The sequence below is a fragment of the Maridesulfovibrio sp. genome, from assembly GCF_965230075.1.
Taxonomy (GTDB): Bacteria; Desulfobacterota; Desulfovibrionia; order Desulfovibrionales; family Desulfovibrionaceae; genus Maridesulfovibrio.
Window position 1 is genome coordinate 1188635 of the sequence record NZ_OZ245945.1, and the last position, 22913, is coordinate 1211547.

23 protein-coding genes and 5 tRNA genes are annotated in these 22913 nt (G+C 49.8%); 27 read left to right on the forward strand and 1 reads right to left on the reverse strand.

Translation table 11 applies throughout. The features are described 5' to 3' along the window. Nucleotides 1–78 precede the first annotated feature (78 nt). Nucleotides 79–1050 (reverse strand): tRNA dihydrouridine synthase, encoded by a 972-nt coding sequence (locus ACO05Z_RS05330; protein WP_421901141.1) that lies wholly within the window; start codon nucleotides 1048–1050, stop codon nucleotides 79–81. Nucleotides 1051–1367: 317 nt separating this feature from the next. On the opposite strand from ACO05Z_RS05330, the gene ACO05Z_RS05335 reads away from it, so the two are divergent. From ACO05Z_RS05335 to rplP, 27 genes are all read left to right on the forward strand, one after another. Next, a tRNA-Thr gene (locus ACO05Z_RS05335) sits at nucleotides 1368–1443 on the forward strand. Between the two features lie 23 nt (nucleotides 1444–1466). Further along, nucleotides 1467–1551 (forward strand) — tRNA-Tyr (locus tag ACO05Z_RS05340). Between the two features lie 63 nt (nucleotides 1552–1614). Next, a tRNA-Gly gene (locus ACO05Z_RS05345) sits at nucleotides 1615–1690 on the forward strand. Between the two features lie 45 nt (nucleotides 1691–1735). After that, nucleotides 1736–1811, forward strand: a tRNA-Thr gene (locus ACO05Z_RS05350). A 70-nt stretch (nucleotides 1812–1881) separates the two neighbouring features. After that, complete coding sequence (gene tuf / locus ACO05Z_RS05355) at nucleotides 1882–3075, forward strand: elongation factor Tu (RefSeq protein ID WP_015851053.1); 1194 nt, start codon at nucleotides 1882–1884, stop codon at nucleotides 3073–3075. A gap of 3 nt (nucleotides 3076–3078) precedes the next feature. Beyond that, a complete protein-coding gene (rpmG, locus tag ACO05Z_RS05360) occupies nucleotides 3079–3228 on the forward strand; it encodes a 50S ribosomal protein L33 (RefSeq protein ID WP_015851054.1) in 150 nt (49 codons plus the stop codon). Nucleotides 3229–3243: 15 nt separating this feature from the next. Continuing rightward, nucleotides 3244–3320, forward strand: a tRNA-Trp gene (locus ACO05Z_RS05365). A 20-nt stretch (nucleotides 3321–3340) separates the two neighbouring features. Then, a complete protein-coding gene (secE, locus tag ACO05Z_RS05370; protein ID WP_320176313.1) occupies nucleotides 3341–3592 on the forward strand; it encodes a preprotein translocase subunit SecE in 252 nt (83 codons plus the stop codon). A gap of 27 nt (nucleotides 3593–3619) precedes the next feature. Beyond that, nucleotides 3620–4180: a transcription termination/antitermination protein NusG gene (gene nusG / locus ACO05Z_RS05375; RefSeq protein ID WP_015851056.1), complete on the forward strand. Its 561-nt coding sequence runs from the start codon at nucleotides 3620–3622 to the stop codon at nucleotides 4178–4180. Nucleotides 4181–4254: 74 nt separating this feature from the next. Continuing rightward, nucleotides 4255–4680: a 50S ribosomal protein L11 gene (rplK, locus tag ACO05Z_RS05380; protein WP_015851057.1), complete on the forward strand. Its 426-nt coding sequence runs from the start codon at nucleotides 4255–4257 to the stop codon at nucleotides 4678–4680. A gap of 16 nt (nucleotides 4681–4696) precedes the next feature. Continuing rightward, nucleotides 4697–5401: a 50S ribosomal protein L1 gene (gene rplA, locus ACO05Z_RS05385; protein WP_421901142.1), complete on the forward strand. Its 705-nt coding sequence runs from the start codon at nucleotides 4697–4699 to the stop codon at nucleotides 5399–5401. Nucleotides 5402–5550: 149 nt separating this feature from the next. Then, on the forward strand, nucleotides 5551–6072 hold the full coding sequence (gene rplJ, locus ACO05Z_RS05390; RefSeq protein ID WP_421901143.1) for a 50S ribosomal protein L10: 522 nt from the start codon (nucleotides 5551–5553) through the stop codon (nucleotides 6070–6072). 51 nt (nucleotides 6073–6123) lie between these two features. Then, nucleotides 6124–6510, forward strand: a complete 387-nt coding sequence (rplL, locus tag ACO05Z_RS05395) for a 50S ribosomal protein L7/L12 (RefSeq protein ID WP_163352546.1) — start codon at nucleotides 6124–6126, stop codon at nucleotides 6508–6510. A gap of 303 nt (nucleotides 6511–6813) precedes the next feature. Continuing rightward, complete coding sequence (gene rpoB, locus ACO05Z_RS05400; protein WP_421901144.1) at nucleotides 6814–10914, forward strand: DNA-directed RNA polymerase subunit beta; 4101 nt, start codon at nucleotides 6814–6816, stop codon at nucleotides 10912–10914. An 87-nt stretch (nucleotides 10915–11001) separates the two neighbouring features. Beyond that, nucleotides 11002–15135 carry a DNA-directed RNA polymerase subunit beta' gene (gene rpoC / locus ACO05Z_RS05405; RefSeq protein WP_421904168.1) on the forward strand — a complete coding sequence of 1378 codons (4134 nt, stop codon included), beginning with the start codon at nucleotides 11002–11004 and terminating at the stop codon, nucleotides 15133–15135. 156 nt (nucleotides 15136–15291) lie between these two features. After that, nucleotides 15292–15663 carry a 30S ribosomal protein S12 gene (gene rpsL / locus ACO05Z_RS05410; protein WP_015851063.1) on the forward strand — a complete coding sequence of 124 codons (372 nt, stop codon included), beginning with the start codon at nucleotides 15292–15294 and terminating at the stop codon, nucleotides 15661–15663. A 26-nt stretch (nucleotides 15664–15689) separates the two neighbouring features. After that, nucleotides 15690–16160, forward strand: a complete 471-nt coding sequence (gene rpsG / locus ACO05Z_RS05415) for a 30S ribosomal protein S7 (protein WP_015851064.1) — start codon at nucleotides 15690–15692, stop codon at nucleotides 16158–16160. A gap of 12 nt (nucleotides 16161–16172) precedes the next feature. Further along, entirely contained in the window at nucleotides 16173–18239 is a 2067-nt protein-coding gene (fusA, locus tag ACO05Z_RS05420; RefSeq protein ID WP_421901145.1) for an elongation factor G, read from the forward strand. Nucleotides 18240–18487: 248 nt separating this feature from the next. Then, nucleotides 18488–18805 carry a 30S ribosomal protein S10 gene (gene rpsJ / locus ACO05Z_RS05425; protein ID WP_015851066.1) on the forward strand — a complete coding sequence of 106 codons (318 nt, stop codon included), beginning with the start codon at nucleotides 18488–18490 and terminating at the stop codon, nucleotides 18803–18805. A gap of 14 nt (nucleotides 18806–18819) precedes the next feature. After that, nucleotides 18820–19452: a 50S ribosomal protein L3 gene (rplC, locus tag ACO05Z_RS05430; RefSeq protein ID WP_421901146.1), complete on the forward strand. Its 633-nt coding sequence runs from the start codon at nucleotides 18820–18822 to the stop codon at nucleotides 19450–19452. A gap of 12 nt (nucleotides 19453–19464) precedes the next feature. Continuing rightward, the gene (gene rplD, locus ACO05Z_RS05435) at nucleotides 19465–20085 is read left to right on the forward strand and encodes a 50S ribosomal protein L4 (RefSeq protein ID WP_421901147.1); all 621 of its coding nucleotides are present in this window, start codon (nucleotides 19465–19467) and stop codon (nucleotides 20083–20085) included. Nucleotides 20086–20087: 2 nt separating this feature from the next. Then, nucleotides 20088–20378: a 50S ribosomal protein L23 gene (gene rplW, locus ACO05Z_RS05440; RefSeq protein WP_015851069.1), complete on the forward strand. Its 291-nt coding sequence runs from the start codon at nucleotides 20088–20090 to the stop codon at nucleotides 20376–20378. 3 nt (nucleotides 20379–20381) lie between these two features. Further along, a complete protein-coding gene (gene rplB / locus ACO05Z_RS05445) occupies nucleotides 20382–21212 on the forward strand; it encodes a 50S ribosomal protein L2 (RefSeq protein ID WP_421901148.1) in 831 nt (276 codons plus the stop codon). A 9-nt stretch (nucleotides 21213–21221) separates the two neighbouring features. Beyond that, the gene (rpsS, locus tag ACO05Z_RS05450; RefSeq protein ID WP_015851071.1) at nucleotides 21222–21503 is read left to right on the forward strand and encodes a 30S ribosomal protein S19; all 282 of its coding nucleotides are present in this window, start codon (nucleotides 21222–21224) and stop codon (nucleotides 21501–21503) included. A 13-nt stretch (nucleotides 21504–21516) separates the two neighbouring features. Further along, nucleotides 21517–21849, forward strand: coding sequence for a 50S ribosomal protein L22 (rplV, locus tag ACO05Z_RS05455; RefSeq protein ID WP_015851072.1), 333 nt, complete (start codon nucleotides 21517–21519; stop codon nucleotides 21847–21849). A 9-nt stretch (nucleotides 21850–21858) separates the two neighbouring features. After that, nucleotides 21859–22500 carry a 30S ribosomal protein S3 gene (gene rpsC, locus ACO05Z_RS05460; RefSeq protein WP_015851073.1) on the forward strand — a complete coding sequence of 214 codons (642 nt, stop codon included), beginning with the start codon at nucleotides 21859–21861 and terminating at the stop codon, nucleotides 22498–22500. Continuing rightward, nucleotides 22500–22913 carry a 50S ribosomal protein L16 gene (gene rplP / locus ACO05Z_RS05465; RefSeq protein WP_163352555.1) on the forward strand — a complete coding sequence of 138 codons (414 nt, stop codon included), beginning with the start codon at nucleotides 22500–22502 and terminating at the stop codon, nucleotides 22911–22913. Before rpsC ends, rplP begins: the two co-directional genes overlap by 1 nt.

Below are 22913 nucleotides of genomic sequence, written 5' to 3' on the forward strand. Positions count from 1 at the left end.
TTCTGTAATTCGATTACAACACTTATATTACGCTTTAAAGAGTGTTATCGTCAACAATCGCTTAAAAAAAATAAATGATTAGCAACGGTCCCGAGTAAGGGTGGATATTTCACGCGCAGCATCGATTAGTTCTTCCCAGTCTTCGCAAGCAGTGAGCTTGGTTCTGATAGCCCGGATTCCATCCATTCCTTTAGCGTAGCGGGGCAGGATAGACCTGATCTTCCTGAAAGATCGATTGCTGCCATCAAACTCGCGGGTTATGTTGATATGTTCTTCCATGGTTTTACCAAGGTCGAAGGGGGGCAGATCAGCGCACTGCGGATCATCAAGCAGCTTGAGGTAGTGGGCGAAGATTTCAGGATCAAAAAGAGCACCGCGGGCAAACATGATACCGTCAATCCCCGTCTGCTTGATGCATTCCATACCATTTTCGGCAGTGAAAAGATCTCCACTGCCTATTACAGGTATGGAAACATTTTGTTTCAAGGTAGCGAGCTTAGACCAGTCGGCTTTACCAGAGAACATCTGTTTGGCATAGCGGGGATGCATTGTCAGCCACGCAACTCCTACGTCTTCGAGTCTTTTGGCAATTTCAAGGTAATTGTCTTCACCCAGCATGAAACCGAGCCTGATCTTAACTCCTACCTTGCCTTCACCGGCCACGCGGACCATTGTTGAAGCTGTTTCAATTAAACGATCCGGATCAAGGTGGAGGGCAGAGCCGCCTCCGGTTTTGAGTACTTTTTTTACCGGGCAGCCTGAGTTTAAATCAAAAAAAGTGTAGCCCTCATCCAGCAGTTGGGGCATAGTGTCTGAATAGTCCTGCGGCTCCCCACCGAAGAGCTGGACCACCAGCGGATTATCTTCCGGACAGGTTGCCAGCAGGGCTTTGGTTCCTTTGCCGACATATTTTAAACCCTTGACGCTGACCATCTCTGTACATGCAACGGCGCATCCCCGTCTGCGGCAGAGCATGCGAAAAGGCAGGTCTGAATATCCGGCAAGGGGCGCCAGCCAAGGTTTATCTGGACTTATTGGAAGTGATTTCATGTTTATACACCTGAGAATCTATTGTTCTTTTGTTTGTACGGCAATAAGTGCCGAGGGCAGTGAATTACGTCCAAATGTCTCTAAAGTCAAAACCCACCTGCGTTAATAGCACATATGTCGCAGGTTATTTTCGAAAAAATTAAAAAAAGTTGAAAAAAGGTATTGACTTCAAAGGCGATTTCCATTTAAACCCCGCTTCGTTGCTTCGGCGGATCACAGGTTCAAAGAAGTTTTCAAGCCGAGAACGGATTTGAAAAAAGTTCAAAAAAGTTCTTGCAATTTGAAAACAGAGCTTGTAGAAAGATTCGCTCACAAGGGCTGGCGTAGCTCAATTGGTAGAGCAGCTGATTTGTAATCAGCAGGTTGCGGGTTCAAGTCCCATCGCCAGCTCCAGTGAAGACAACAACATATATAATGGTGGGGTTCCCGAGTGGCCAAAGGGAACAGACTGTAAATCTGTCGGCAACGCCTTCGGAGGTTCGAATCCTCCCCCCACCACCACTAAATTTGTAAATCGCGCTGTAGGAGGCAGGTAGGCCTGCTGTTAAACTACGGACATAGGGTGCGGGAATAGCTCAACGGCTAGAGCATCAGCCTTCCAAGCTGAGGGTTGCGGGTTCGAATCCCGTTTCCCGCTCCAATTTGGTACTTACCCTAGTCCAAACCTGCGCGTTTATAAGAGGATGCCCACGTAGCTCAGTCGGTAGAGCACTTCCTTGGTAAGGAAGAGGTCACCGGTTCAAGTCCGGTCGTGGGCTCCATACATTTGTGTAGTATGACCTTTGACGCTTTAAATCATTAAAAACTCTATTTATTTTAGGGGGATTTATCATGGGTAAGGCTAAATTTGAACGCGGTAAGCCTCATGTAAATATCGGTACCATCGGTCACATTGACCACGGTAAAACCACTCTGACTGCTGCTATCACCAAGATCGCTGGTCTTGCTGGTAACGGCGACTACGTAGCTTTCGACGAAATCGACAAAGCTCCTGAAGAAAAAGAACGCGGTATCACCATTGCTACCGCTCACGTAGAATACGAAACCGAAGCACGTCACTACGCTCACGTAGACTGCCCCGGTCACGCTGACTACATCAAAAACATGATCACTGGTGCTGCTCAGATGGACGGCGCAATCCTCGTTGTTGCTGCTACTGACGGTCCCATGCCTCAGACTCGTGAGCACATCCTGCTCGCTCGTCAGGTTGGTGTTCCCGGAATCGTTGTATTCCTGAACAAGTGCGACATGGTTGATGATGAAGAACTCCTCGAGCTCGTAGAAATGGAAGTTCGTGAACTTCTCTCCTCCTACGATTTCCCCGGTGACGATCTTCCCGTTATCCAGGGTTCCGCTCTTAAAGCTCTCGAGTGCGAAAGCGCAGACGAAGATGCAGCTAAGCCCATCCTCGATCTCCTCGCAGCTTGTGACTCCTACATTGAAGAGCCCGAGCGTGACATCGACAAACCTTTCCTCATGCCTATTGAAGACGTTTTCTCCATCTCCGGTCGTGGTACCGTTGTTACCGGTCGTGTTGAGCGCGGTGTAATCAAAGTTGGTGAAGAAGTAGAAATCGTTGGTATCAGAGACACCGCTAAGACTACTTGTACTGGTGTTGAAATGTTCCGTAAGCTCCTCGACCAGGGTCAGGCTGGTGACAACGTTGGTGTTCTCCTTCGTGGTACCAAGCGTGATGAAGTTGAGCGTGGCCAGGTTCTTTCCGCTCCCGGTTCCATCAACCCTCACACCAAGTTCAAGGCAGAAGTATACGTTCTGTCCAAAGACGAAGGTGGACGTCACACTCCTTTCTTCTCCGGCTACCGTCCTCAGTTCTACTTCCGTACAACTGACATCACCGGCGTAGTTACCCTCGACGAAGGCGTTGAAATGGTTATGCCTGGCGATAACGCTACCTTCAACGTTGAAATGATCAACCCCATCGCTATGGATCCGGGTCTGCGCTTCGCTATTCGCGAAGGTGGCCGTACCGTAGGCGCAGGAGTTGTTACTGAAATTCTGGAGTAAGACATGCGTGTCAAAGTTCAGATGCAGTGCACCGAGTGTAAGCGTCGTAACTATTCGACGATGAAGAACAAGAAGAACACTACTGGTCGCATCGAGTTGAAGAAGTATTGCCCTTTCGATAAGAAGCATACTCTTCACAGAGAGTCCAAGTAGTTTCTATAAATAAGCAGGCCAGTAGTTCCAACGGCTAGAACGTCGGTCTCCAAAACCGAATGCTGGGGGTTCGAATCCCTCCTGGCCTGCCACTTCATTTATGGGAATCAATATGGCCAAGAAAAAAAATAAAGGTGCGGGAGTTCAGGCTAAGGCTGAAACTCAGGGGGCCGGTAGCAAGATTAAACAGTTTACCGAATTCTTTGAGCAGTCCAAGGTCGAAATCAAGAAGGTCGTATGGCCTACTCAGAAAGAGACTATACAGACCTGTACCGCCGTCTTGGTCCTTGTCGTAGTCATGTCGCTTTTTCTGGGTGTTGTTGACATGGGTCTCAGCAAACTTGTTGAGGCAATCCTGTCTTAAATAACCCGTAGAAAAGGAAAGAGCTCCATGAACGCAGACGCTGAAAAACCTCAGGGAAGGAAGGCCCGTTGGTACATTGTTCATACCTATTCAGGTTTTGAACAGCGGGTTGAGCAGACTGTCCGTGAGATGATGAGAACTGGTCAGGACAATGGACTGATCGAAGAAGTTGTCGTCCCCACGGAAAAAGTTGTCGAGCTGGTTAAAGGGGAAAAAAGAACATCTACCCGGAAATTTTATCCGGGTTATGTCATGATCAAAATGATCATGGAGGATGAATCATGGCATCTCATCCAGTCTATTCCTCGTGTTACCGGATTCATCGGTGGCAAAAACCGCCCGACTCCAATGCGCGACAGCGAAGCAGCCAAAATCCTGAGCCTGATGGAAGACCGTCAGGAACAGCCGAGACCCAAGTTCAACTTTGATCGTGGCGATGAAGTCAGGGTCATTGATGGACCGTTCAGCGGTTTCAACGGCGTTGTAGAAGATGTTAACTACGACAAAGGCAAGCTTCGGGTGTCAGTCTCCATTTTCGGCCGCCAGACCCCGGTGGAACTTGACTTCGTTCAGGTAACCAAAGGGTAGTCCTGACCGCACTGCTGCATATTCATTTCCGACAGTGAGTACCCTCACTGGAATTTAATATAGGACATAAAGCGATGGCCAAGAAAGAAATAGGCAAAATCAAGCTTCAGATACCTGCTGGCTCTGCAAACCCGTCCCCACCGGTCGGTCCTGCACTCGGTCAGCACGGTGTAAATATAATGGAATTCTGCAAGGCGTTCAACGCCAAGACGCAGGATCAGAAGGGCATGATCATTCCGGTGATTATCACTGTCTACCAAGACAGGTCCTTTTCCTTCATTACCAAGACTCCGCCGGCATCCACCCTCCTGCTCAAGGCTGCAAAGCTGCAGAAAGGTTCCGGCGAGCCTAACAAGAACAAGGTCGGTAAAGTAACCAAAGCTCAGGTTAAAGAAATTGCTGAGCTTAAAGCTCCCGACCTGACCGCTGCCGATACTGAAGCTGCCATGAAATCCATCATGGGAACAGCCCGCAGTATGGGCATTGAAGTCACAGAATAGGTAAGGGGAATAGATCATGCCTAAGCACGGAAAAAAATACAGAAAAGCAACAGAAGGTACCGAACAGATCGGTCTGACCGTTGAACAGGCGGTAGCTTCTGCTGTAGAAAAGGCATATGCCAAGTTCGACGAGACTGTTGATGTTGCCATCAACCTCGGCGTAGACCCCAAATACTCCGACCAGATGATCCGTGGTGCAGTAACCCTGCCCAACGGTCTTGGTAAGGAAATTCGCGTAGCTTGCTTCGTGAGCGGGGAAAAAGAAGCGGAAGCCAAGGAAGCCGGCGCTGACTTTGTCGGTGGCGATGACCTGGTTGCCAAAGTTAAGGACGGATGGCTCGATTTCGATAAAGCTATCGCAACTCCTGACATGATGGCTAAAGTCGGTCAAATTGGTCGTGTGCTCGGACCTCGTGGTCTGATGCCTAACGCTAAGACCGGCACCGTTACTTTTGATGTGGCTGGAGCCGTTAAAGAAGTAAAAGCTGGACGCGTAGAATTCAAGGTCGACAAGGCCGGTGTTCTGCACGCGCCCATCGGAAAGGTTTCCTTCGGAGCTGAAAAGCTTCTTGAAAACCTTAAAACCCTGCTGGAAACAGTGAACAAGCTGAAACCCTCTTCCGCTAAAGGTACCTACATGAAGGCTGTTGCCGTAGCTACCACCATGGGACCCGGTTTCAAGATTGATCCTCTGGCAGCGAGAAAATACTCAGAGTCCTAAAAACATCATAGGCCGCCCGCAAGGGCGGCTGTTGATGTATTAATACACGGGAAGTTTAGTCGAAGACGGCAGGGGGGATGGTCCCTTAATTAACCTGCTTAGACAACACTTTGACTTGCTTTCCGGGTCAAATCATTAGGAGTGTTAAGGTGAACAGGCAAGAAAAAGCCCAGATTATTGAGCAGCTTAAAGAAAAAGCTGAAAGGGCGAGTATTGCCATCGTTACCGACTTCAAAGGCCTCGAAGTAGAAGAGTTTACTCGTCTGCGCGCAAGCCTGAGAGCTGTCGGTGTCGATTGCCAGGTCGTCAAGAACACTCTGGCCCGGTTGGCTTTCACTGGTACTGATCATGAAGTACTGGCTGACAAATTCAAGGAAAACTGCGCGGTTGTAACCGGATATGATGATCCTGTTGCTGCAGCAAAAGCAGTTGCTGATTTCGCTAAAGAAAGCAAGACTTTCGAAATGCGTTACGCATCCCTTGAGGGCAAATATCTTGACGAAGATGGCGTGAAGGCGCTTTCCAAGCTCCCGAGCAAGGAAGAGCTCCTCGGCAAAACTCTGGGTACAATGAATGCAGTACCCACCAACTTTGTGAGCTTGCTCGCAAACGTACCCCGTGGCTTCCTGAACGTTCTTTCTGCATTGAAAGATCAGAAAGAAGCTGCATAACAGCCTAGTCAAGGCAAATCAAAGTAAGTATATTCCCAGGAGGAAATTTCCATGGCAGATATCACCAAAGATCAGGTAGTTGAGTTCATTTCCAACATGACCGTTCTCGAACTCTCCGAGTTCATCACCGAACTGGAAGAAAAATTCGGCGTTTCCGCAGCAGCTCCCGTTGCAGCAGTAGCAGCAATGCCCGGCGCAGCAGGCGGCGAAGCAGCAGCTGAAGAAAAAACTGAATTCGACGTAATCCTCAAAGGCGCTGGCGGCAACAAGATTGCTGTTATTAAAGCAGTTCGCGCTCTGACCGGTCTCGGCCTCAAAGAAGCCAAGGCTAAAGTTGATGAAGCTCCCGCAGCTATCAAAGAAGGCGTAGAAAAAGCAGAAGCTGAAGAAGCTCTCAAGCAGCTTGAAGAAGCCGGTGCTGAAGCCGAAATGAAGTAATTCAAGCGAATTTATCGCTAATGCAAGAGGAGCGCAAACCCCTGTAAAACGGGGTTGCGCTCTTCTCGCTGTTAAAAAGATTGACAAAATTGCCTGATCAATTATTTTGATAGGATTCGGAAAAGGCGCAGCCGGATCTTTTAGCGCGATCAAAATAAACCCTATAAAAATTTCTTTTCAGGCATGTTGTTCTGCCGCCTACGTTTATCTTGCACTTTTTGACTTGTAACTGACTATTTATTGGTTGATGTTCGTCAAATTGCTTCATTCCAACCCTAACCTTCTCACTTGATTGAGGATACGATGGGTCAGCTCAGAAAAATATTTGGAAAGATCAAAGTCACTCTGCCGATTCCCCACTTGCTCGAACTGCAGGTGGATTCCTTCAAAAAATTCCTTCAGGAAGGCGTAGCCCCCGCAAGCCGGGCGGACGTCGGTCTCGAAGGGGTTTTTCGTTCGGTTTTTCCGATTGAGGATTTCAATAAAACTGCTAGCCTCGAATATGTCAGCTATGACATCGGCGAGCCTAAATACGATATGGATGAGTGTATCTCCAAGGGCCTCACTTACGAAGCCCCTATCCGTATCAAGGTCCGCCTTGTAGTCTTTGACGTAGACGAAGAGACTGAAAGCAGAACTATCCGCGACATTAAAGAGCAGGATATCTATTTCGGAACCGTACCGCTCATGAGCGAGCAGGGGACTTTCATTATAAATGGTACTGAACGCGTTATCGTTAACCAGCTTCAGCGTTCCCCCGGTATTATCTTCGAACACGATTCCGGTAAAACACATACCAGCCGTAAAGTTCTTTACAGTTGCCGCATCATTCCTATGCGCGGTTCTTGGCTGGATTTCGACTTCGACCACAAAGATATTCTCTATGTGCGAATCGACCGTCGCCGTAAAATGCCTGCAACTGTACTGCTCAAGGCCATGGGCCTCTCCAAGCAGGATATTCTCGACTACTATTATGACGTGGAAGAATATCAGATCGACCGCCACATTGTGCGTCGTAAGGTTGTAGAAAACCAGTACCGCAAGGAAAATGCTTGGGTAGACCTCTGCTCCGAAGACGGCAAGGTTATTGTTGCCCGTGATAAGCAGGTCACCAAGTTCGGCTGGAAAAAGCTGATCCGTGGCGGTGTTGAATATATTGAAGTAGATCCCAAGTCTCTTGTTGGTCAGTTCGCATTCAATGACATTACCGACCCCGATACCGGTGAAGTTATTGCAGAAGCAGCTGACGAGATCACTGAAGAGATCTTTGAACGCATTATGGAAGTGGGCATCAAGGACGTTAAAGTTCTGCACACTCAGGGTGCAGACGTTTCTTCTGCACTGCGTGATTCCATGATGCTGGACAAAACCACTGATGTTGAGTCCGCTCAGATCGAAATCTACCGCAGATTGCGCCCCAGCTCTCCGCCCACAGCTGAGATTGCTGCGAACTTCTTTGAGAACCTGTTCCGCAGCTCCGATTACTACGATCTCTCCAGCGTTGGTCGTTACAAGCTGAACGCACGTCTCAACATTGAGACCCCACTTGAGTTGCGCACCCTGACCAACGAGGACATCCTCACCGCGGTTAAGGTCCTTTGCAAGCTCAAGGACAGCCACGGTCCCGCTGATGATATCGATAACCTCGGTAACAGACGTGTACGCCCGGTTGGCGAACTGGTTGAAAACCAGTACCGCATCGGTCTTGTTCGTATGGAAAGAGCCATCAAGGAGCGCATGAGCCTCCAGGAAGTGGCTACCCTCATGCCGCATGACCTGATCAACCCCAAACCGGTTGCAGCTGTACTTAAGGAATTCTTTGGTACTTCTCAGCTGTCTCAGTTCATGGACCAGACCAACCCGCTTTCCGAAGTAACCCACAAGCGCAGACTTTCCGCGCTGGGACCCGGCGGTCTGACTCGTGAGCGTGCAGGCTTCGAAGTTCGAGACGTTCACGTTTCTCACTACGGACGTATCTGCCCCATTGAAACTCCTGAAGGCCCGAACATCGGTCTTATTGTTTCTCTGACAACTTACTCCAAGGTCAACGACTTCGGTTTCATTGAAAGTCCTTACCGGACAATCAAAGACTCCACCATGACCGACGAGATTTTATATTACGATGCCACTCGTGAAGTAGGGCATGTTGTTGCCCAGGCGAATGCACCTATCGATGAGAAAGGTTCATTCACCAACCCGCTGGTTACTTGTCGACTCAACGGTGATGTTTCCATGCATCCCCGAGAAGATGCTACCCTGATGGATATTAGCCCCAGCCAGACTGTTTCCGTTTCTGCTGCGCTGATCCCCTTCCTGGAGCATGACGATGCTAACCGCGCACTCATGGGTTCCAACATGCAGCGTCAGGCTGTGCCTCTGCTGAAGACCTCCCAGCCTCTGGTTGGTACCGGCATGGAAGCCAACGTTGCTCAGGATTCCGGTAGCTGTGTTCTCGCAGAGAATGACGGTGTTATCGACTACGTTGACGCTGAGCGTCTCGTTGTCCGCTATGATGACGGTGTATACCCTGATACCGGCGGCGTAAAACACTATGAGCTCCAGAAATGGCATAAATCCAACCAGAACTCCTGCTACGGCCAGCGTCCTCGTCTGCCTATCGGAACCAAGGTCAACAAAGGTGATGTTCTTGCTGACGGTCCGGGTATTAAAGACGGTGAGCTTGCTCTCGGTAAGAACCTGCTCGTAGCGTTTATGCCCTGGTGCGGATACAACTTTGAGGATTCCATTCTCATCTCCGAGCGTGTTGTTAAGGAAGATGTTTTCACCTCAGTTCACATTGAGGAATTTGAACTCGTTGCCCGTGACACCAAGCTTGGACCCGAAGAAGTCACCCGCGATATTCCCAACGTGAGTGAAGACATGCTTCGCAACCTCGATGAGTGCGGTATTATCCGCCTTGGTGCGCGCATTGCTCCCGATGACATTCTCGTCGGTAAAATCACTCCTAAAGGTGAGACCCAGCTTACTCCTGAAGAAAAATTGCTCCGTGCAATCTTCGGTGACAAGGCTCGTGATGTGAAAAACACATCCCTCAAGGTGCCGCCGGGAATCGAAGGTACTGTCGTAGACGTTAAAGTATTCAACCGCCGTTCCGGTGAAAAAGACGACCGTACCCGCAACATCGAGGACTTCGAGCTTGCTAAACATGATATGAAAGAAAGCAAGCATATCGAATCCCTGACCAACAAAACCCGCGTTAAAATCGCGGACGTGGTCGCTAACAAGCAGATCGCCCAGACCCTCATGGGTCGCAAGAAGGGTGAGGTACTTGCCGAAGCAGGTCACATCATCACTGATGAAATCCTCGCTGAAGTTCCTCTCAAGAAGCTTGGCGGTCTCTTTGCAGATAAAGAAACCAACGAAGCAGTTAAACAACTGCTCGCTGAATACGATAAGCAGATTCGCATCATCAAAGGTATTTATGATGTGAAACGCGAAAAAGTTACTGAAGGTGACGATCTGCCCCCAGGCGTCATCAAGATGGTCAAAGTCTACATCGCTGTTAAGCGTAAGCTCAGCGTAGGTGACAAAATGGCTGGTCGCCACGGTAACAAAGGTGTTGTTTCCAACATCCTGCCCGAACAGGATATGCCGTTCTTCGATAACGGTACCCCCATGGACATCGTACTGAACCCTCTGGGTGTTCCGTCTCGTATGAACATCGGTCAGATCATGGAAACCCACCTCGGTTGGGCAGCTCTTGCACTTGGACAGAAGTTCGCAACCATGCTCGACACAGGTGAAGCTCTCGGCGTTATCCGTCAGGAAATCAAAGACACATTTGAATCTGAAGACGTATACGAATTGATCGATTCACTGGATGATGAAGACTTCAGACTGGCAGTCAACAAAGCCCGTGAAGGAATTGTCACTAAGACCCCTGTTTTTGACGGTGCAACCGAAGAAGAAATCTGGGATCTGGTCGGCAAGACCGGAATTGGTGATGACGGTAAAGTTACCCTTTACGACGGACGTACCGGTGATCCTTTCCACAACCGTGTAACCGTCGGTGTAATGTACATCCTCAAACTTCATCACCTTGTTGATGAAAAGATTCACGCCCGTTCCACCGGTCCTTACTCGCTGGTTACCCAGCAGCCTCTCGGCGGTAAGGCTCAGTTTGGTGGGCAGCGTCTTGGTGAGATGGAAGTTTGGGCCCTTGAAGCATACGGCGCAGCCTACCTGCTTCAGGAATTCCTGACCGTTAAGTCTGATGACGTTACCGGTCGTGTCAAGATGTACGAAAAGATTGTCAAGGGAGATAACTTCCTTGAAGCCGGCCTGCCTGAATCCTTTAACGTTCTGGTCAAGGAACTTATGTCCCTCGGCCTCGATGTTAATCTGCTTCAGGACGAAGTCGAAGAGACTGCCGACAAGAAATAATGAACGCGGGGGCCTATAAGGTCCCCGCGATTAAATAAACCTTTTCATGTAAGGGGTATATTAATGAGTCTGGACGAACTGTTCACTATGCGTAGAACATCCGGCGCAGGTCTCGCAGGGCGCGGCCTCAAAGGTATTCAGATTTCCATTGCTTCTCCCGAAAAGATCCGCGAATGGTCTTTCGGTGAAGTCAAGAAGCCCGAGACCATCAACTACAGGACTTTTAAGCCTGAGAGAGATGGTCTTTTCTGCGCTAAAATTTTCGGACCCGTAAAAGACTACGAGTGTAACTGCGGTAAGTACAAGCGCATGAAGCACCGCGGCATCGTATGTGAAAAATGCGGTGTTGAAGTTATCGCTTCCAAAGTCAGACGTGAACGCATGGGCCACATTGAGCTTGCAGCTCCTGTCGCCCATATCTGGTTTTTGAAAACCCTTCCTTCCAAGATCGGCACACTGCTTGATATCACCATGGCCGACCTTGAGAAAGTTCTGTACTTTGATTCGTATATCGTGCTTGATCCGGGTGAAACTCCGCTCAAGCAATATCAGATCATTTCTGAAGACCAGTATTTTCAGGTAATCGACCACTATGGCGAAGAAGCCATTGAAGTGGGTATGGGCGCTGAGACTATTAAAGGTTTGCTGGCCCAGATTGATATGCCCGCACTTAGGCATGAACTCCGTGAAGAGTCCCTGACCACCCGAAGCCAGACCAAAAAGAAAAAGCTGACCAAACGTCTCAAGATCGTTGAAGCTTTCCTCGAGTCCGGTAACGACTGCCAGTGGATGATCATGGACGTCATTCCGGTTATTCCGCCCGAGCTGCGTCCTCTGGTTCCTCTTGATGGTGGACGTTTTGCAACTTCCGATCTCAACGACCTCTACCGTCGCGTCATCAACAGGAACAACCGTCTGAAGCGCCTCATTGAACTCGGTGCTCCGGACATCATTATCCGCAACGAAAAGCGTATGCTGCAGGAATCCGTTGACGCACTGTTCGACAATGGTCGCCGTGGCCGCGCCATCACCGGAACCAACGGCCGTCCCCTGAAATCCCTTTCTGATATGATTAAGGGTAAGCAGGGTCGTTTCCGTCAGAACCTGCTCGGTAAACGTGTTGACTACTCCGGTCGTTCCGTAATTGTTGTTGGACCCAAGCTGAAACTGCATCAGTGCGGTCTTCCTAAGAAGATGGCTTTGGAGCTGTTTAAGCCTTTTATTTATGCAGAACTTGAGCGCAGGGAAATCGCTACAACCATCAAAAGCGCTAAAAAGATGGTTGAACGTGAAGACCTCGTTGTCTGGGATATCCTCGACGATGTAGTCCGCGAATACCCGATCATGCTCAACCGTGCTCCGACCCTTCACCGTCTCGGTATCCAGTCCTTCGAACCTTCTCTGGTTGAAGGTAAGGCTATCCAGCTGCATCCGCTTGTATGTTCCGCATACAACGCTGACTTTGACGGTGACCAGATGGCTGTTCACGTTCCTCTTTCTGTTGAAGCACAGATCGAGTGTCGTGTCCTGATGATGTCTTCAAACAACATCCTGTCCCCTGCAAACGGACAGCCCATCATCAACCCCTCTCAGGATATCGTTCTCGGTCTGTACTACCTGACCGTTGAGCGTTCTTTCTCCAAAGGGGAAGGCATGATCTTCACTGCTCCGTGGGAAGTTATTGCCGCTCTGGATGCTAAAGTGGTCAGCATGCACGCCCGCATTAAGGTTCGTATCGAAGGTGAACTGGTTGAAACTACTCCCGGACGTATTCTCGTGGGTGAACTTCTCCCCGAAGGTATGGGTTTCGAATTCGCAAACGTGGTCATGACCAAGAAGAACATCGCCAAGCTCGTTTCCAGTGCGTACCGCTCTGCAGGCAGCAAGGCTACCGTTATTCTTTGTGACCGCCTCAAAGACCTCGGTTACGAGCACGCAACCCGTGCAGCTGTGACCATTGGTGTTAAGGACCTGACCATTCCTGCTGCAAAGGCCGGACTGCTTGAGACCGCACACGCTGAGGTTGAAGACATTGAAGCACAGTACCGCGAAGGTATCATCACCCGTACTGAGAAGTACAACAAGGTTGTTGACGTTTGGACCAAGGTAACCAACGACGTTTCAACCGAGATGACCAACGAGATGTCCACTGACGTCATGGTTGACCCCAAGACTGGTAAAGAGGAAACCAACTCTTCCTTCAACCCGGTCTTCATGATGGCTCATTCCGGTGCTCGTGGTAACCAGGACCAGATGCGTCAGCTCGCAGGTATGCGTGGTCTGATGGCGAAACCTTCCGGTGAAATTATCGAAACTCCGATTACTTCATCCTTCCGTGAAGGTCTCTCCGTTCTGCAGTACTTTATTTCTACTCACGGTGCTCGTAAAGGTCTCGCGGATACCGCTCTGAAAACAGCGAACTCCGGTTACCTGACTCGTCGTCTTGTTGATGTTGTTCAGGACGTGACCATTGCCGAACATGACTGCCGCACAGTCGACGGTCTTGAACTTACCCACTACATCAAGGGTGGCGAGATCAAGGAAAGACTGTCCGAGAAAGTCCTCGGTCGTGTGACTATTTACGATGTAGTCAAGGAAGATACCGGTGAAATCCTCGTTCCCGCCGATTCCCTTATCGATGAAGCAGCAGCGAAGATCATTGATGAAAACGGTATCAACTCCATGACTGTCCGTTCCCCGCTGACCTGTCGTGCAAAGCACGGTATCTGCGCCATGTGCTACGGCCGTGACCTCGCAAGGGGCCATGTTGTAAACGTTGGTGAAACTGTAGGTATCATCGCTGCACAGTCTATTGGTGAACCGGGAACACAGCTGACAATGCGTACCTTCCACATCGGTGGTACCGCATCCCGTGAAATTCAGCAGTCTTCTTTTGAAGCACAGCATAACGGTTCCGTTGTCCTGAACCGTATGCGCTCCGTCCGTAACGCTGACGGCCATCAGATGGTCCTCGGTAAGAGTTGCCAGATCGGTATTGTGGACGAGCAGGGCAGAGAACGTGAAAAATACGTTCTGCCTCTTGGTGCTAAACTTTTTGTTGAGGAAGGGCAGCAGATCACACAAGGAACCATGCTGGCCGAGTGGGATCCGCTTGCAGAACCTTTCATCACAGAAGTAACCGGTACTGTTAAATTTACCGACCTCGTTGAAGGTAAAACTTTCCAGGAACGTGTTGACGAAGCCACAGGACAGGCTACCTACACAATCCAGGAATACCGTACCACAAACTTTAAACCTTCAATCTCTATCTGCGGCGAAGACGGCGAACCCCTGACCCGCCCTGGATCCACCCTGAAAGCGGTCTACCCGTTGCCGGTTGGCGCGATTTTGATGGTTAAAGACGGTAATGTCGTCAATGCTGGTGAGATTATCGCTCGTAAGCTTCGCGAAACCTCAAAGACCAAAGACATCGTTGGTGGTCTTCCCCGAGTTGCGGAGCTGTTCGAAGTGCGTAAACCAAAGGAACTTGGAATCATTTCGGAGATTGATGGTGTGGTCTCCTATGGACCTGAATCCAAAGGCAAGCGCAAAATTATTGTTACCCCTGAGGTAGGCGAAACCAAAGAATACCTCGTGCCCAAGGGCCGCCACATTACTGCACAGGAAGGCGACTTCGTTGAAGCCGGTGACCTGATGACAGAAGGTTTGCCCGAACTGCACGATATCCTCAAAGTAAAGGGCGAGAAATTCCTCGCACGTTTTCTTGTTGAGGAAATTCAGGACGTTTACCGTTTCCAGGGTGTTGGAATTAACGATAAGCACATCGAAGTTATTGTCCGCCAGATGCTCAAGAAGGTCAGCATCGTTGATCCCGGTGAGACCCATTTTCTTGTGGGCGAACAGGTGGATAAGCAGCGCTTCATGGAAACCAACCAGGACGCAGTCGCTAACGGACTTAAGCCTGCTACCGCACAGACTCACGTTCTCGGTATTACTCAGGCTTCTCTTTCAACCGCCTCCTTCATTTCCGCGGCTTCATTTCAGGAGACTACCAAGGTTCTTACCGAGTCTTCACTCTGCGGCAAGAAGGACTACCTGCGCGGCCTGAAAGAAAACGTCATCGTTGGCCGACTCATTCCGGCTGGTACCGGTTTCCGTAAGTATGCACGCACGGATATTATCGTTCCCGATCAGCCCGAACGTGCAGATAAATTCCTTGAGGAATTGGAAGAAGAGCCGTTGCTCGTTAACGAAAGATAGTGCCGGCGCCAATGCGCAGTACCGGTCAATAGAGCAGGTGGTTGCAGCCTGACTCAAGTGACAACGGAGCAAATATTTCACAATTTGTCTTGACAAATTGTGAAATATTAGTCTAACTGCGTCGGTCTTTGTAATTAAACTTAATTTGGAGGGTTCATGCCAACCATCAATCAGCTTATAAGAAAAGGGCGTGAAAAGCAGCTCAAGCGTAAGAAGACTCCTGCGCTTCAGGCCTGCCCCCAGCGCCGTGGCGTGTGCACCCGCGTGTACACCACCACCCCTAAGAAGCCTAACTCCGCACTGCGTAAGGTCGCTCGTGTGCGTCTGACTAATGCCATCGAAGTTACTGCATACATCGGTGGTGAAGGTCATAACCTTCAGGAACACTCCGTGGTACTCATCCGTGGTGGTCGTGTAAAAGACTTACCTGGTGTTCGTTACCACATCGTTCGCGGCTCCCTCGACACCGCTGGTGTTGCAGATCGTCGTCAGGGTCGTTCCAAGTACGGCGCAAAGCGTCCTAAATAGCATTAAATTCCAAGGAGTATACCAATATGCCTCGTAAAGGTCCGGTACCCAAAAGACAGATTCTTCCCGATCCGGTATACGGTTCTCAGCTCGCAACCAAGTTCATGAACAGACTCATGTACGATGGTAAGAAGAGTGTGTCTGAAAATATATTCTATCAAGCTCTTGAATTCCTCGGTGACAAAACCCAGGAAGATCCTATCAAGGCTTTTGAAAAGGCAGTGGAAAACGTTAAGCCTCACGTGGAAGTTAAGTCCCGCCGTGTAGGTGGTGCCACTTACCAGGTGCCCGTTGAAGTCCGTCCCGATCGTCAGGTTTCCCTGGCTATCAGATGGCTGATCAACTTTGCTCGCTCCAGAGGCGAGAAGGGTATGGTTGCACGTCTTAGCGGTGAGTTCCTCGATGCTTACAACAAGCGCGGCGGAGCTGTGAAGAAAAAGGAAGACACCCATCGTATGGCCGAAGCCAACAAGGCTTTTGCTCACTACCGTTGGTAATCGGAGTACAAAGTGGCTAGAAAGGTTGCTAGAGATAAACAGCGTAACATTGGTATCATGGCCCACATTGATGCGGGTAAGACTACCACTACTGAGCGCATTCTTTTCTATACTGGTGTTTCTCACAAAATCGGTGAAGTTCATGATGGCGAAGCTACCATGGACTGGATGGTCCAGGAACAGGAACGCGGCATTACCATTACCAGTGCTGCTACCACCTGTATGTGGAAAGATCACCGCATCAACATTATTGATACCCCCGGTCACGTTGACTTCACCATGGAAGTTGAACGTGCACTGCGTGTGCTCGACGGTGCTGTAGCCGTTTTCGATGCAGTAGCCGGTGTTGAGCCTCAGTCTGAAACCGTTTGGCGTCAGGCTGACAGATATGAAGTTCCCCGTATGGCTTTCGTTAACAAGATGGACCGTATCGGAGCAGATTTCTTCCGCTGTGTAGAAATGCTCAAGGACCGTCTCGGCGCTAAAGCTGTACCCCTTCAGATCCCTATCGGAGCTGAAGACGAATATCAGGGTGCAGTTGACCTTATCACCGGTAAGGCATTCATCTACACCGACGTCATGGGTAAGGATTACTCCATTGAGGACATTCCTGCTGACATGATGGACCAGTACGAAGCCATGCGCCTCGAACTGATCGAAGCTATTGCAGAAGAAGACGAAGAACTCCTCGATAAGTACCTCGGTGGTGAAGAACTCACCCCCGAAGAAATCATCAAGGGTATTCGCACAGCTACAATCAATCTGACCATCTGCCCCGTTCTTTGCGGTACCGCATTTAAGAACAAAGGTGTTCAGCCTCTGCTTGACGCTGTTGTTGACTATCTTCCTTCTCCTCTGGACATTAAAGCGATCGTTGGTACCGAGCCTGGCACTGACAAGGAAATTGAGTGTCCCTGTGACGACAATCTTCCTCTCGCAGCTCTGTCCTTCAAGCTCATGACTGACCCCTTTGTCGGTCACCTTACCTTCCTGCGCCTGTACTCCGGTAAAATTGAATCCGGTGCTACTTTCATTAACGGCGCAACTGGTAAAAAAGAGCGTATCGGTCGTCTGCTGAAGATGCACGCTAACAAGCGTGAGGAAATCAAGGAAGCATACGCTGGTGACATCGTTGCAGCTGTAGGTCTTAAGAACATGGCTACCGGTGACACCCTCTGCGAACAGAAGAACGCAGTTGTCCTCGAATCCCTCGATATTCCTGAGCCGGTTATTGAAGTTGCTATTGAGCCTAAAACCAAGGCCGACCGCGACCTCCTCAGCCAGGGACTTGGTAAGCTTGCCAAGGAAGACCCCTCTTTCCGCGTCAAAGGTGACGAGGAAACTGGTCAGACCTTGATCTCCGGTATGGGCGAACTTCACCTCGAAGTTATTGTTGACCGCCTCCTGCGCGAGTTCAACGTTAACGCAAACGTCGGTGCACCCCGCGTTGCTTACCGTGAAACCATCACTAAGGCGGTTGAGTCTGATCTCAAATACGCCAAGCAGTCTGGTGGTCGCGGTCAGTACGGTCACGTTGTCGTTACTATCGAGCCCAACAAAGAAAGCGAATATGAATTCAAAGATGAAATTAAGGGCGGCGTAATTCCCAAGGAATACATCCCCGCAGTTGACCGTGGTATCCACGATGCAATGAAGAATGGTGTTATCGCCGGCTTCCCTCTCGTTGATATCAAGGCAACCCTGACTTTCGGTTCCTACCACGATGTTGACTCCTCCGAGCAGGCATTCTACATCGCCGGTTCTATGGCACTGAAAGATGCGGTTAAGAAAGCTGCTCCCCAGCTGCTCGAGCCCATCATGGCTGTTGAAGTTGTTACTCCTGAAGAGTACCTCGGCGACGTCATGGGTGACCTTAACGGTCGCCGTGGTCGTGTCGGCTCCATGGAAGCCCGTGCTAACGCACAGGTTGTTAAGTGTGACGTTCCTCTGAGCGAAATGTTCGGTTACGCAACCGACCTCCGTTCCAAGACTCAGGGCCGCGCTACTTTTACCATGCAGTTCGACCACTACGAGGCTGTTCCAGCTTCTATTGCTGAAGAGTTGATCAATAAAAATTAAACTAATTTTAATTTTTATTTGATATTTGCTTGACAGCAACGCTGAAAAAGCACTATACCTCCCGGACCTCATACGAGTTCGGGAGGTTCTTATTTTTACGGGAACCACCCGTGAAACCACAGAGATAAGGTATAAGGTTTGGCATGCTGGCCGGACGACCATACCAGGCCCGGAAGGTTTACCTCACACTCCTTCTTACTGTTGCAAGTTAAAAAGGCCGTCTCTGAATTCAATTAGGAGAAATTAACATGGTTTCTATGACTAGTGATCGAATCAGGATCAAGCTCAAGGCATACGATTACCGTATCCTTGATAAAGCAGTTACCGAGATTGTGGATACTGCCCGCAATACCGGCGCTGCTATCGCAGGTCCCATCCCGCTGCCCACACAGATCAGCCGTACTACCATTCAGCGTTCTGTGCACGTCGACAAAAAGTCTCGTGAGCAGTTTGAGATGAGAATCCACAAGCGTCTGCTTGATATTCTTGAACCCACCCAGCAGACCGTTGACGCACTCGGCAAGCTCAGCCTGCCCGCTGGTGTTGACGTTGAAATCAAGCTGTAAGGGAGGGATTCAACATGGCAAAAACTATCGGTTTACTCGGTAAAAAACTGGGCATGACCCGCGTCTTCGCAGACGACGGTTCTGTTGTGCCTGTCACTGTTCTCGAAGTAGGTCCTTGTCCTGTTATGCAGGTAAAGACCGAAGAGAAGGAAGGCTACAACGCCATCCAGCTCGGCTACGACGCTCTTCCCGAGCGCAAGGTTAACAAGCCCGCAAAAGGTCATCAGGAAAAAGCTGGTAAAGGCTATTTCCGTCACCTTCGTGAGTTTCCCCTTGACACTGTAGCTGACTACGAACTGGGCCAGGAAATCTCCGTGGACATCTTTGCCGCAGGTGAAAAGGTAAAAGTTACCGGCACCTCCAAGGGTAAAGGTTTCCAGGGCGTAATGAAGCGCTGGAACTTCGCAGGTTCCCGTGCATCCCACGGTGCTGAAAAGGTACACCGTTCTCCTGGTTCCATCGGCCACGCTACTTTCCCTGGCAAAGTATTCAAAGGCAAAAAAATGCCCGGTCAGATGGGTAACGAGCGCGTTACTGTTTCCAACATTGAAATCGTAGACGTTCGTGCAGACGAAAACGTTCTCGTGGTAAAGGGACAGGTTCCCGGTCCTAAGAACGGTCTCGTTATGATCCGCAAGACCAGCTAGAGGAATTAAAAAATGGCTACCATTACTATATATGATCAAACTAAAAAGGAAGTCGGGAGCATGGATCTTGCTCCGGAAGTTTTCGAAGTTCCGGTCAAGCCTGAAATCCTGCATCTCGTAGTACGTTCCCAGCTTGCAGCCAAACGCCAGGGTACTCATGCCACTAAAACTCGTGGTATGAAACGCGGCGGTGGTGCAAAGCCCTGGCGCCAGAAAGGCACCGGTCGTGCTCGCGCAGGCTCCACACGTTCACCCCTGTGGCGTGGTGGTGGAACCACTTTTGGTCCCCAGCCCCGCGACTACTCCTTCAAGGTAAATAAAAAGGTCCGCCGTCTGGCTCTCAGAATGGCTCTCACTTCCAGACTCTCCGAAGAGAAGATGATGGTTGTGAAGAACATCGACCTTCCCGAAATCAAGACTAAGCTCTTCGTAGAAGTTGCTGAAGCTCTCGGTCTCGAAAAAGCCTTGGTCGTTGTTAAGGACGCAGATAACAAACTCCTCCTTTCTGCGAGGAACATCCCCGGCATTAAGCTTATCACTGCCGATCAGCTGAATGTTTATGACATTCTGAAAGCTCGTCAGCTGGTAATGCTTGAGAACGCAGCACAGGATCTGCAGGAGAGGTTAAAATAGTCATGGACTATACTCAGATTCTTATCAAACCGGTAATATCGGAAAAGGCTACTGACATTAAGGAAGCAGCCAATCAGGTTGCCTTCTACGTGCTGCCTTCTGCCAATAAGACTGAAGTCAAAAAAGCAGTTGAATCTGCTTTCGACGTCAAGGTTGATTCCGTACGCATCGTACGTAAAAGACCTGGTCTTCGCAGAAAGTTCGGCCGTGTTGTCGGTAAATTGTCCGGCTACAAGAAAGCTTACGTAAAGCTTTCTGAAGGCGAAAAAATCGAATTCTTCGAAGGAGTTTAAGAGATGGCTACTCGTAAACTGAAGCCGACCTCCCCCGGTCGCCGGTTCCAGACTATCTCCACCTTTGAGGAGATTACCAAGTCTACTCCGGAAAAAACCCTTACCAAGGGTTTGACCAAGAAGGCCGGTAGAAACAGCAACGGCCGTATTACTTCCCGTCGTCGTGGTGGCGGTACTAAACGTTTGTACCGTATCATCGACTTCAAACGTAACAAAGTGGAAGTTCCCGCAACTGTTGCCTCAATCGAATATGATCCCAACAGGTCTGCTCGCATCGCTCTGCTGCACTACGCAGACGGTGAAAAGCGCTACATCCTTTGTCCTGTAGGACTGAACAAGGGTGACAAAATTCTCGCTGGTGAGAAAGCCGACATCAAGCCCGGCAACGCTCTCCTGATGAAGAACATCCCTGTTGGTACTATCGTTCACAATATCGAATTGTATCCCGGCAAGGGCGGACAGTTCTGCCGCGCTGCCGGTACCTACGCACAGCTCATCGCGAAAGAAGACAAATATGCTCTTCTGCGTATGCCTTCCGGTGAAGTCCGCAAGGTTCTCGCAACTTGTTGCGCTACTGTAGGTCAGGTTGGTAACATCCATCACGAAAACATTACCATTGGTAAGGCCGGACGTAACCGCTGGCTGGGTCGCAGACCTAAAGTTCGTGGTGTTGCCATGAACCCGATCGATCACCCCCTCGGTGGTGGTGAAGGTCGCAGTTCCGGTGGTAGACACCCCGTTTCTCCTTGGGGTATGCCTGCTAAGGGATACAAGACCCGCAGTAAGAAGAAACCTTCTTCCAAGCTCATCGTTAAACGCCGCGGGCAGAGGTAGGAGACTGTAATGCCAAGATCACTGAAAAAAGGCCCGTTTATTGACGATCATCTGCTTAAAAAGGTCGTAAAAGCTCAGGAATCAGGTGACCGCAAGGTTATCCAGACCTGGTCCCGTCGCTCCACTATCATTCCCGAAATGGTAGGTCTGACCTTCGCAGTACACAATGGCCGTAAGTTTATCCCTGTCTTCGTGACCGAAAACATGGTAGGACATAAGCTGGGCGAATTCTCCCCCACCCGTACCTACTACGGCCACGCTGCTGATAAGAAAAGCAAGGCCAAACGCTAGAAGGTGTTGAGCAATGGAAGCAAGAGCTATTGCAAAATATATGCGCATTTCTCCTAGGAAAGTGCGCTTGGTAGCGGAAAACATCAAGGGAAAGCCTGTTGAGGAAGCCCTCAACATTCTGAAGTTCACTCCCAAAAAGGGTGCTGAAATGCTCAGTAAAGTGCTTTACTCTGCAGTGGCTAACGCCGAGCAGATTCCCGGAGTGGATGTTGACTCTCTCTGCGTAGACATCGTCAAAGTTGATGAAGGTCCTACCTGGAAGAGAATTCAGCCCAGGGCTATGGGTCGTGCGTATCGCATTCGCAAGCGCACCAGCCATATAACCGTCGTAGTAAAAGAAATGTAGGGTAGTGTCATGGGTCAGAAAGTACATCCATACGGCTTCAGACTTGGATACACCAAGAACTGGCTTTCCAGATGGTTCTCCAGTAAGGACTATCCCGCTTTCGTCTACGAAGACGACAGCATTCGTAAATATGTAAAAGAGAAGATCTTCCACGCAGGCGTCTCCAAAATTGAGATCGAGCGTGCTGGCGGCAAAATCCGTCTGATCATTCACACTGCACGTCCCGGTATCATCATCGGCCGTAAAGGTGTTGAGATCGAAAAACTTCGTGAAGACCTTCGTAGAAAATTCAATAAAGAATTCGCTCTTGAAGTAAGCGAAATCCGCCGTCCCGAAACCGACGCGCAGCTCGTTGCTGAGAACATCGCTCAGCAGCTTGAGCGCCGTGTGGCTTTCCGTCGCGCTATGAAGCGCATTGTGGGTCTTGCTCGCAAATTCGGCGCAGAGGGTATCAAAGTGGCTTGTGCCGGTCGTCTTGCTGGTGCAGAAATCGCACGTACCGAATGGTACCGCGATGGCCGTGTGCCCCTTCAGACTCTCAGAGCTGACATCGATTACGGTGTAGCACGCGCTAACACCACCTACGGTGTCATCGGCATCAAGGTCTGGATCTTCAAAGGTGAAATTCTCGACCACGAGGTGGAACAGTAATGCTATCACCTAAGAAAGTTAAATTCCGTAAGCGTCAGAAAGGTCGCCTGAAAGGTAAAGCTCAGCGCGGTTCTACTATCGCTTTCGGCGATATCGCGATTAAGACTCTGGAACACGGAAAACTTACCAACAACCAGATCGAAGCAGCTCGTGTCGCTATCATGCGTCACATCAAGCGTGGCGGTCAGGTATGGATCAGGGTTTTCCCCGACATGCCTATCACTGCCAAGCCTGCTGAAGTCAGACAGGGTAAAGGTAAAGGTTCCCCGGTTGGTTGGGTTGCCCCGGTTAAGCCCGGTCGCATCCTCTACGAAGTGAAGGGCGTTGACATTGAACTGGCCAAAGAAGCTTTGGTCCGTGCATCTCACAAGCTTCCTGTTAAAACTACCATCGTAGTCAAGGAGGGATTGTAA

Coding starts and splice junctions, on each gene's coding strand:
- rpsL (WP_015851063.1), top strand. CDS start 15,292: ATGCCAACCATCAATCAGCTTATAAGAAAAGGGCGTGAAAAGCAGCTC.
- rplB (WP_421901148.1), top strand. CDS start 20,382: ATGGCTACTCGTAAACTGAAGCCGACCTCCCCCGGTCGCCGGTTCCAG.
- rpoC (WP_421904168.1), top strand. CDS start 11,002: ATGCGTAGAACATCCGGCGCAGGTCTCGCAGGGCGCGGCCTCAAAGGT.
- nusG (WP_015851056.1), top strand. CDS start 3,620: ATGAACGCAGACGCTGAAAAACCTCAGGGAAGGAAGGCCCGTTGGTAC.
- rplV (WP_015851072.1), top strand. CDS start 21,517: ATGGAAGCAAGAGCTATTGCAAAATATATGCGCATTTCTCCTAGGAAA.
- rplK (WP_015851057.1), top strand. CDS start 4,255: ATGGCCAAGAAAGAAATAGGCAAAATCAAGCTTCAGATACCTGCTGGC.
- rpoB (WP_421901144.1), top strand. CDS start 6,814: ATGGGTCAGCTCAGAAAAATATTTGGAAAGATCAAAGTCACTCTGCCG.
- rpsG (WP_015851064.1), top strand. CDS start 15,690: ATGCCTCGTAAAGGTCCGGTACCCAAAAGACAGATTCTTCCCGATCCG.
- rplC (WP_421901146.1), top strand. CDS start 18,820: ATGGCAAAAACTATCGGTTTACTCGGTAAAAAACTGGGCATGACCCGC.
- rplA (WP_421901142.1), top strand. CDS start 4,697: ATGCCTAAGCACGGAAAAAAATACAGAAAAGCAACAGAAGGTACCGAA.
- rpmG (WP_015851054.1), top strand. CDS start 3,079: ATGCGTGTCAAAGTTCAGATGCAGTGCACCGAGTGTAAGCGTCGTAAC.
- rpsJ (WP_015851066.1), top strand. CDS start 18,488: ATGGTTTCTATGACTAGTGATCGAATCAGGATCAAGCTCAAGGCATAC.
- rpsS (WP_015851071.1), top strand. CDS start 21,222: ATGCCAAGATCACTGAAAAAAGGCCCGTTTATTGACGATCATCTGCTT.
- rplW (WP_015851069.1), top strand. CDS start 20,088: ATGGACTATACTCAGATTCTTATCAAACCGGTAATATCGGAAAAGGCT.
- secE (WP_320176313.1), top strand. CDS start 3,341: ATGGCCAAGAAAAAAAATAAAGGTGCGGGAGTTCAGGCTAAGGCTGAA.
- rplD (WP_421901147.1), top strand. CDS start 19,465: ATGGCTACCATTACTATATATGATCAAACTAAAAAGGAAGTCGGGAGC.
- tuf (WP_015851053.1), top strand. CDS start 1,882: ATGGGTAAGGCTAAATTTGAACGCGGTAAGCCTCATGTAAATATCGGT.
- ACO05Z_RS05330 (WP_421901141.1), bottom strand. CDS start 1,050: ATGAAATCACTTCCAATAAGTCCAGATAAACCTTGGCTGGCGCCCCTT.
- rplL (WP_163352546.1), top strand. CDS start 6,124: ATGGCAGATATCACCAAAGATCAGGTAGTTGAGTTCATTTCCAACATG.
- rpsC (WP_015851073.1), top strand. CDS start 21,859: ATGGGTCAGAAAGTACATCCATACGGCTTCAGACTTGGATACACCAAG.
- rplP (WP_163352555.1), top strand. CDS start 22,500: ATGCTATCACCTAAGAAAGTTAAATTCCGTAAGCGTCAGAAAGGTCGC.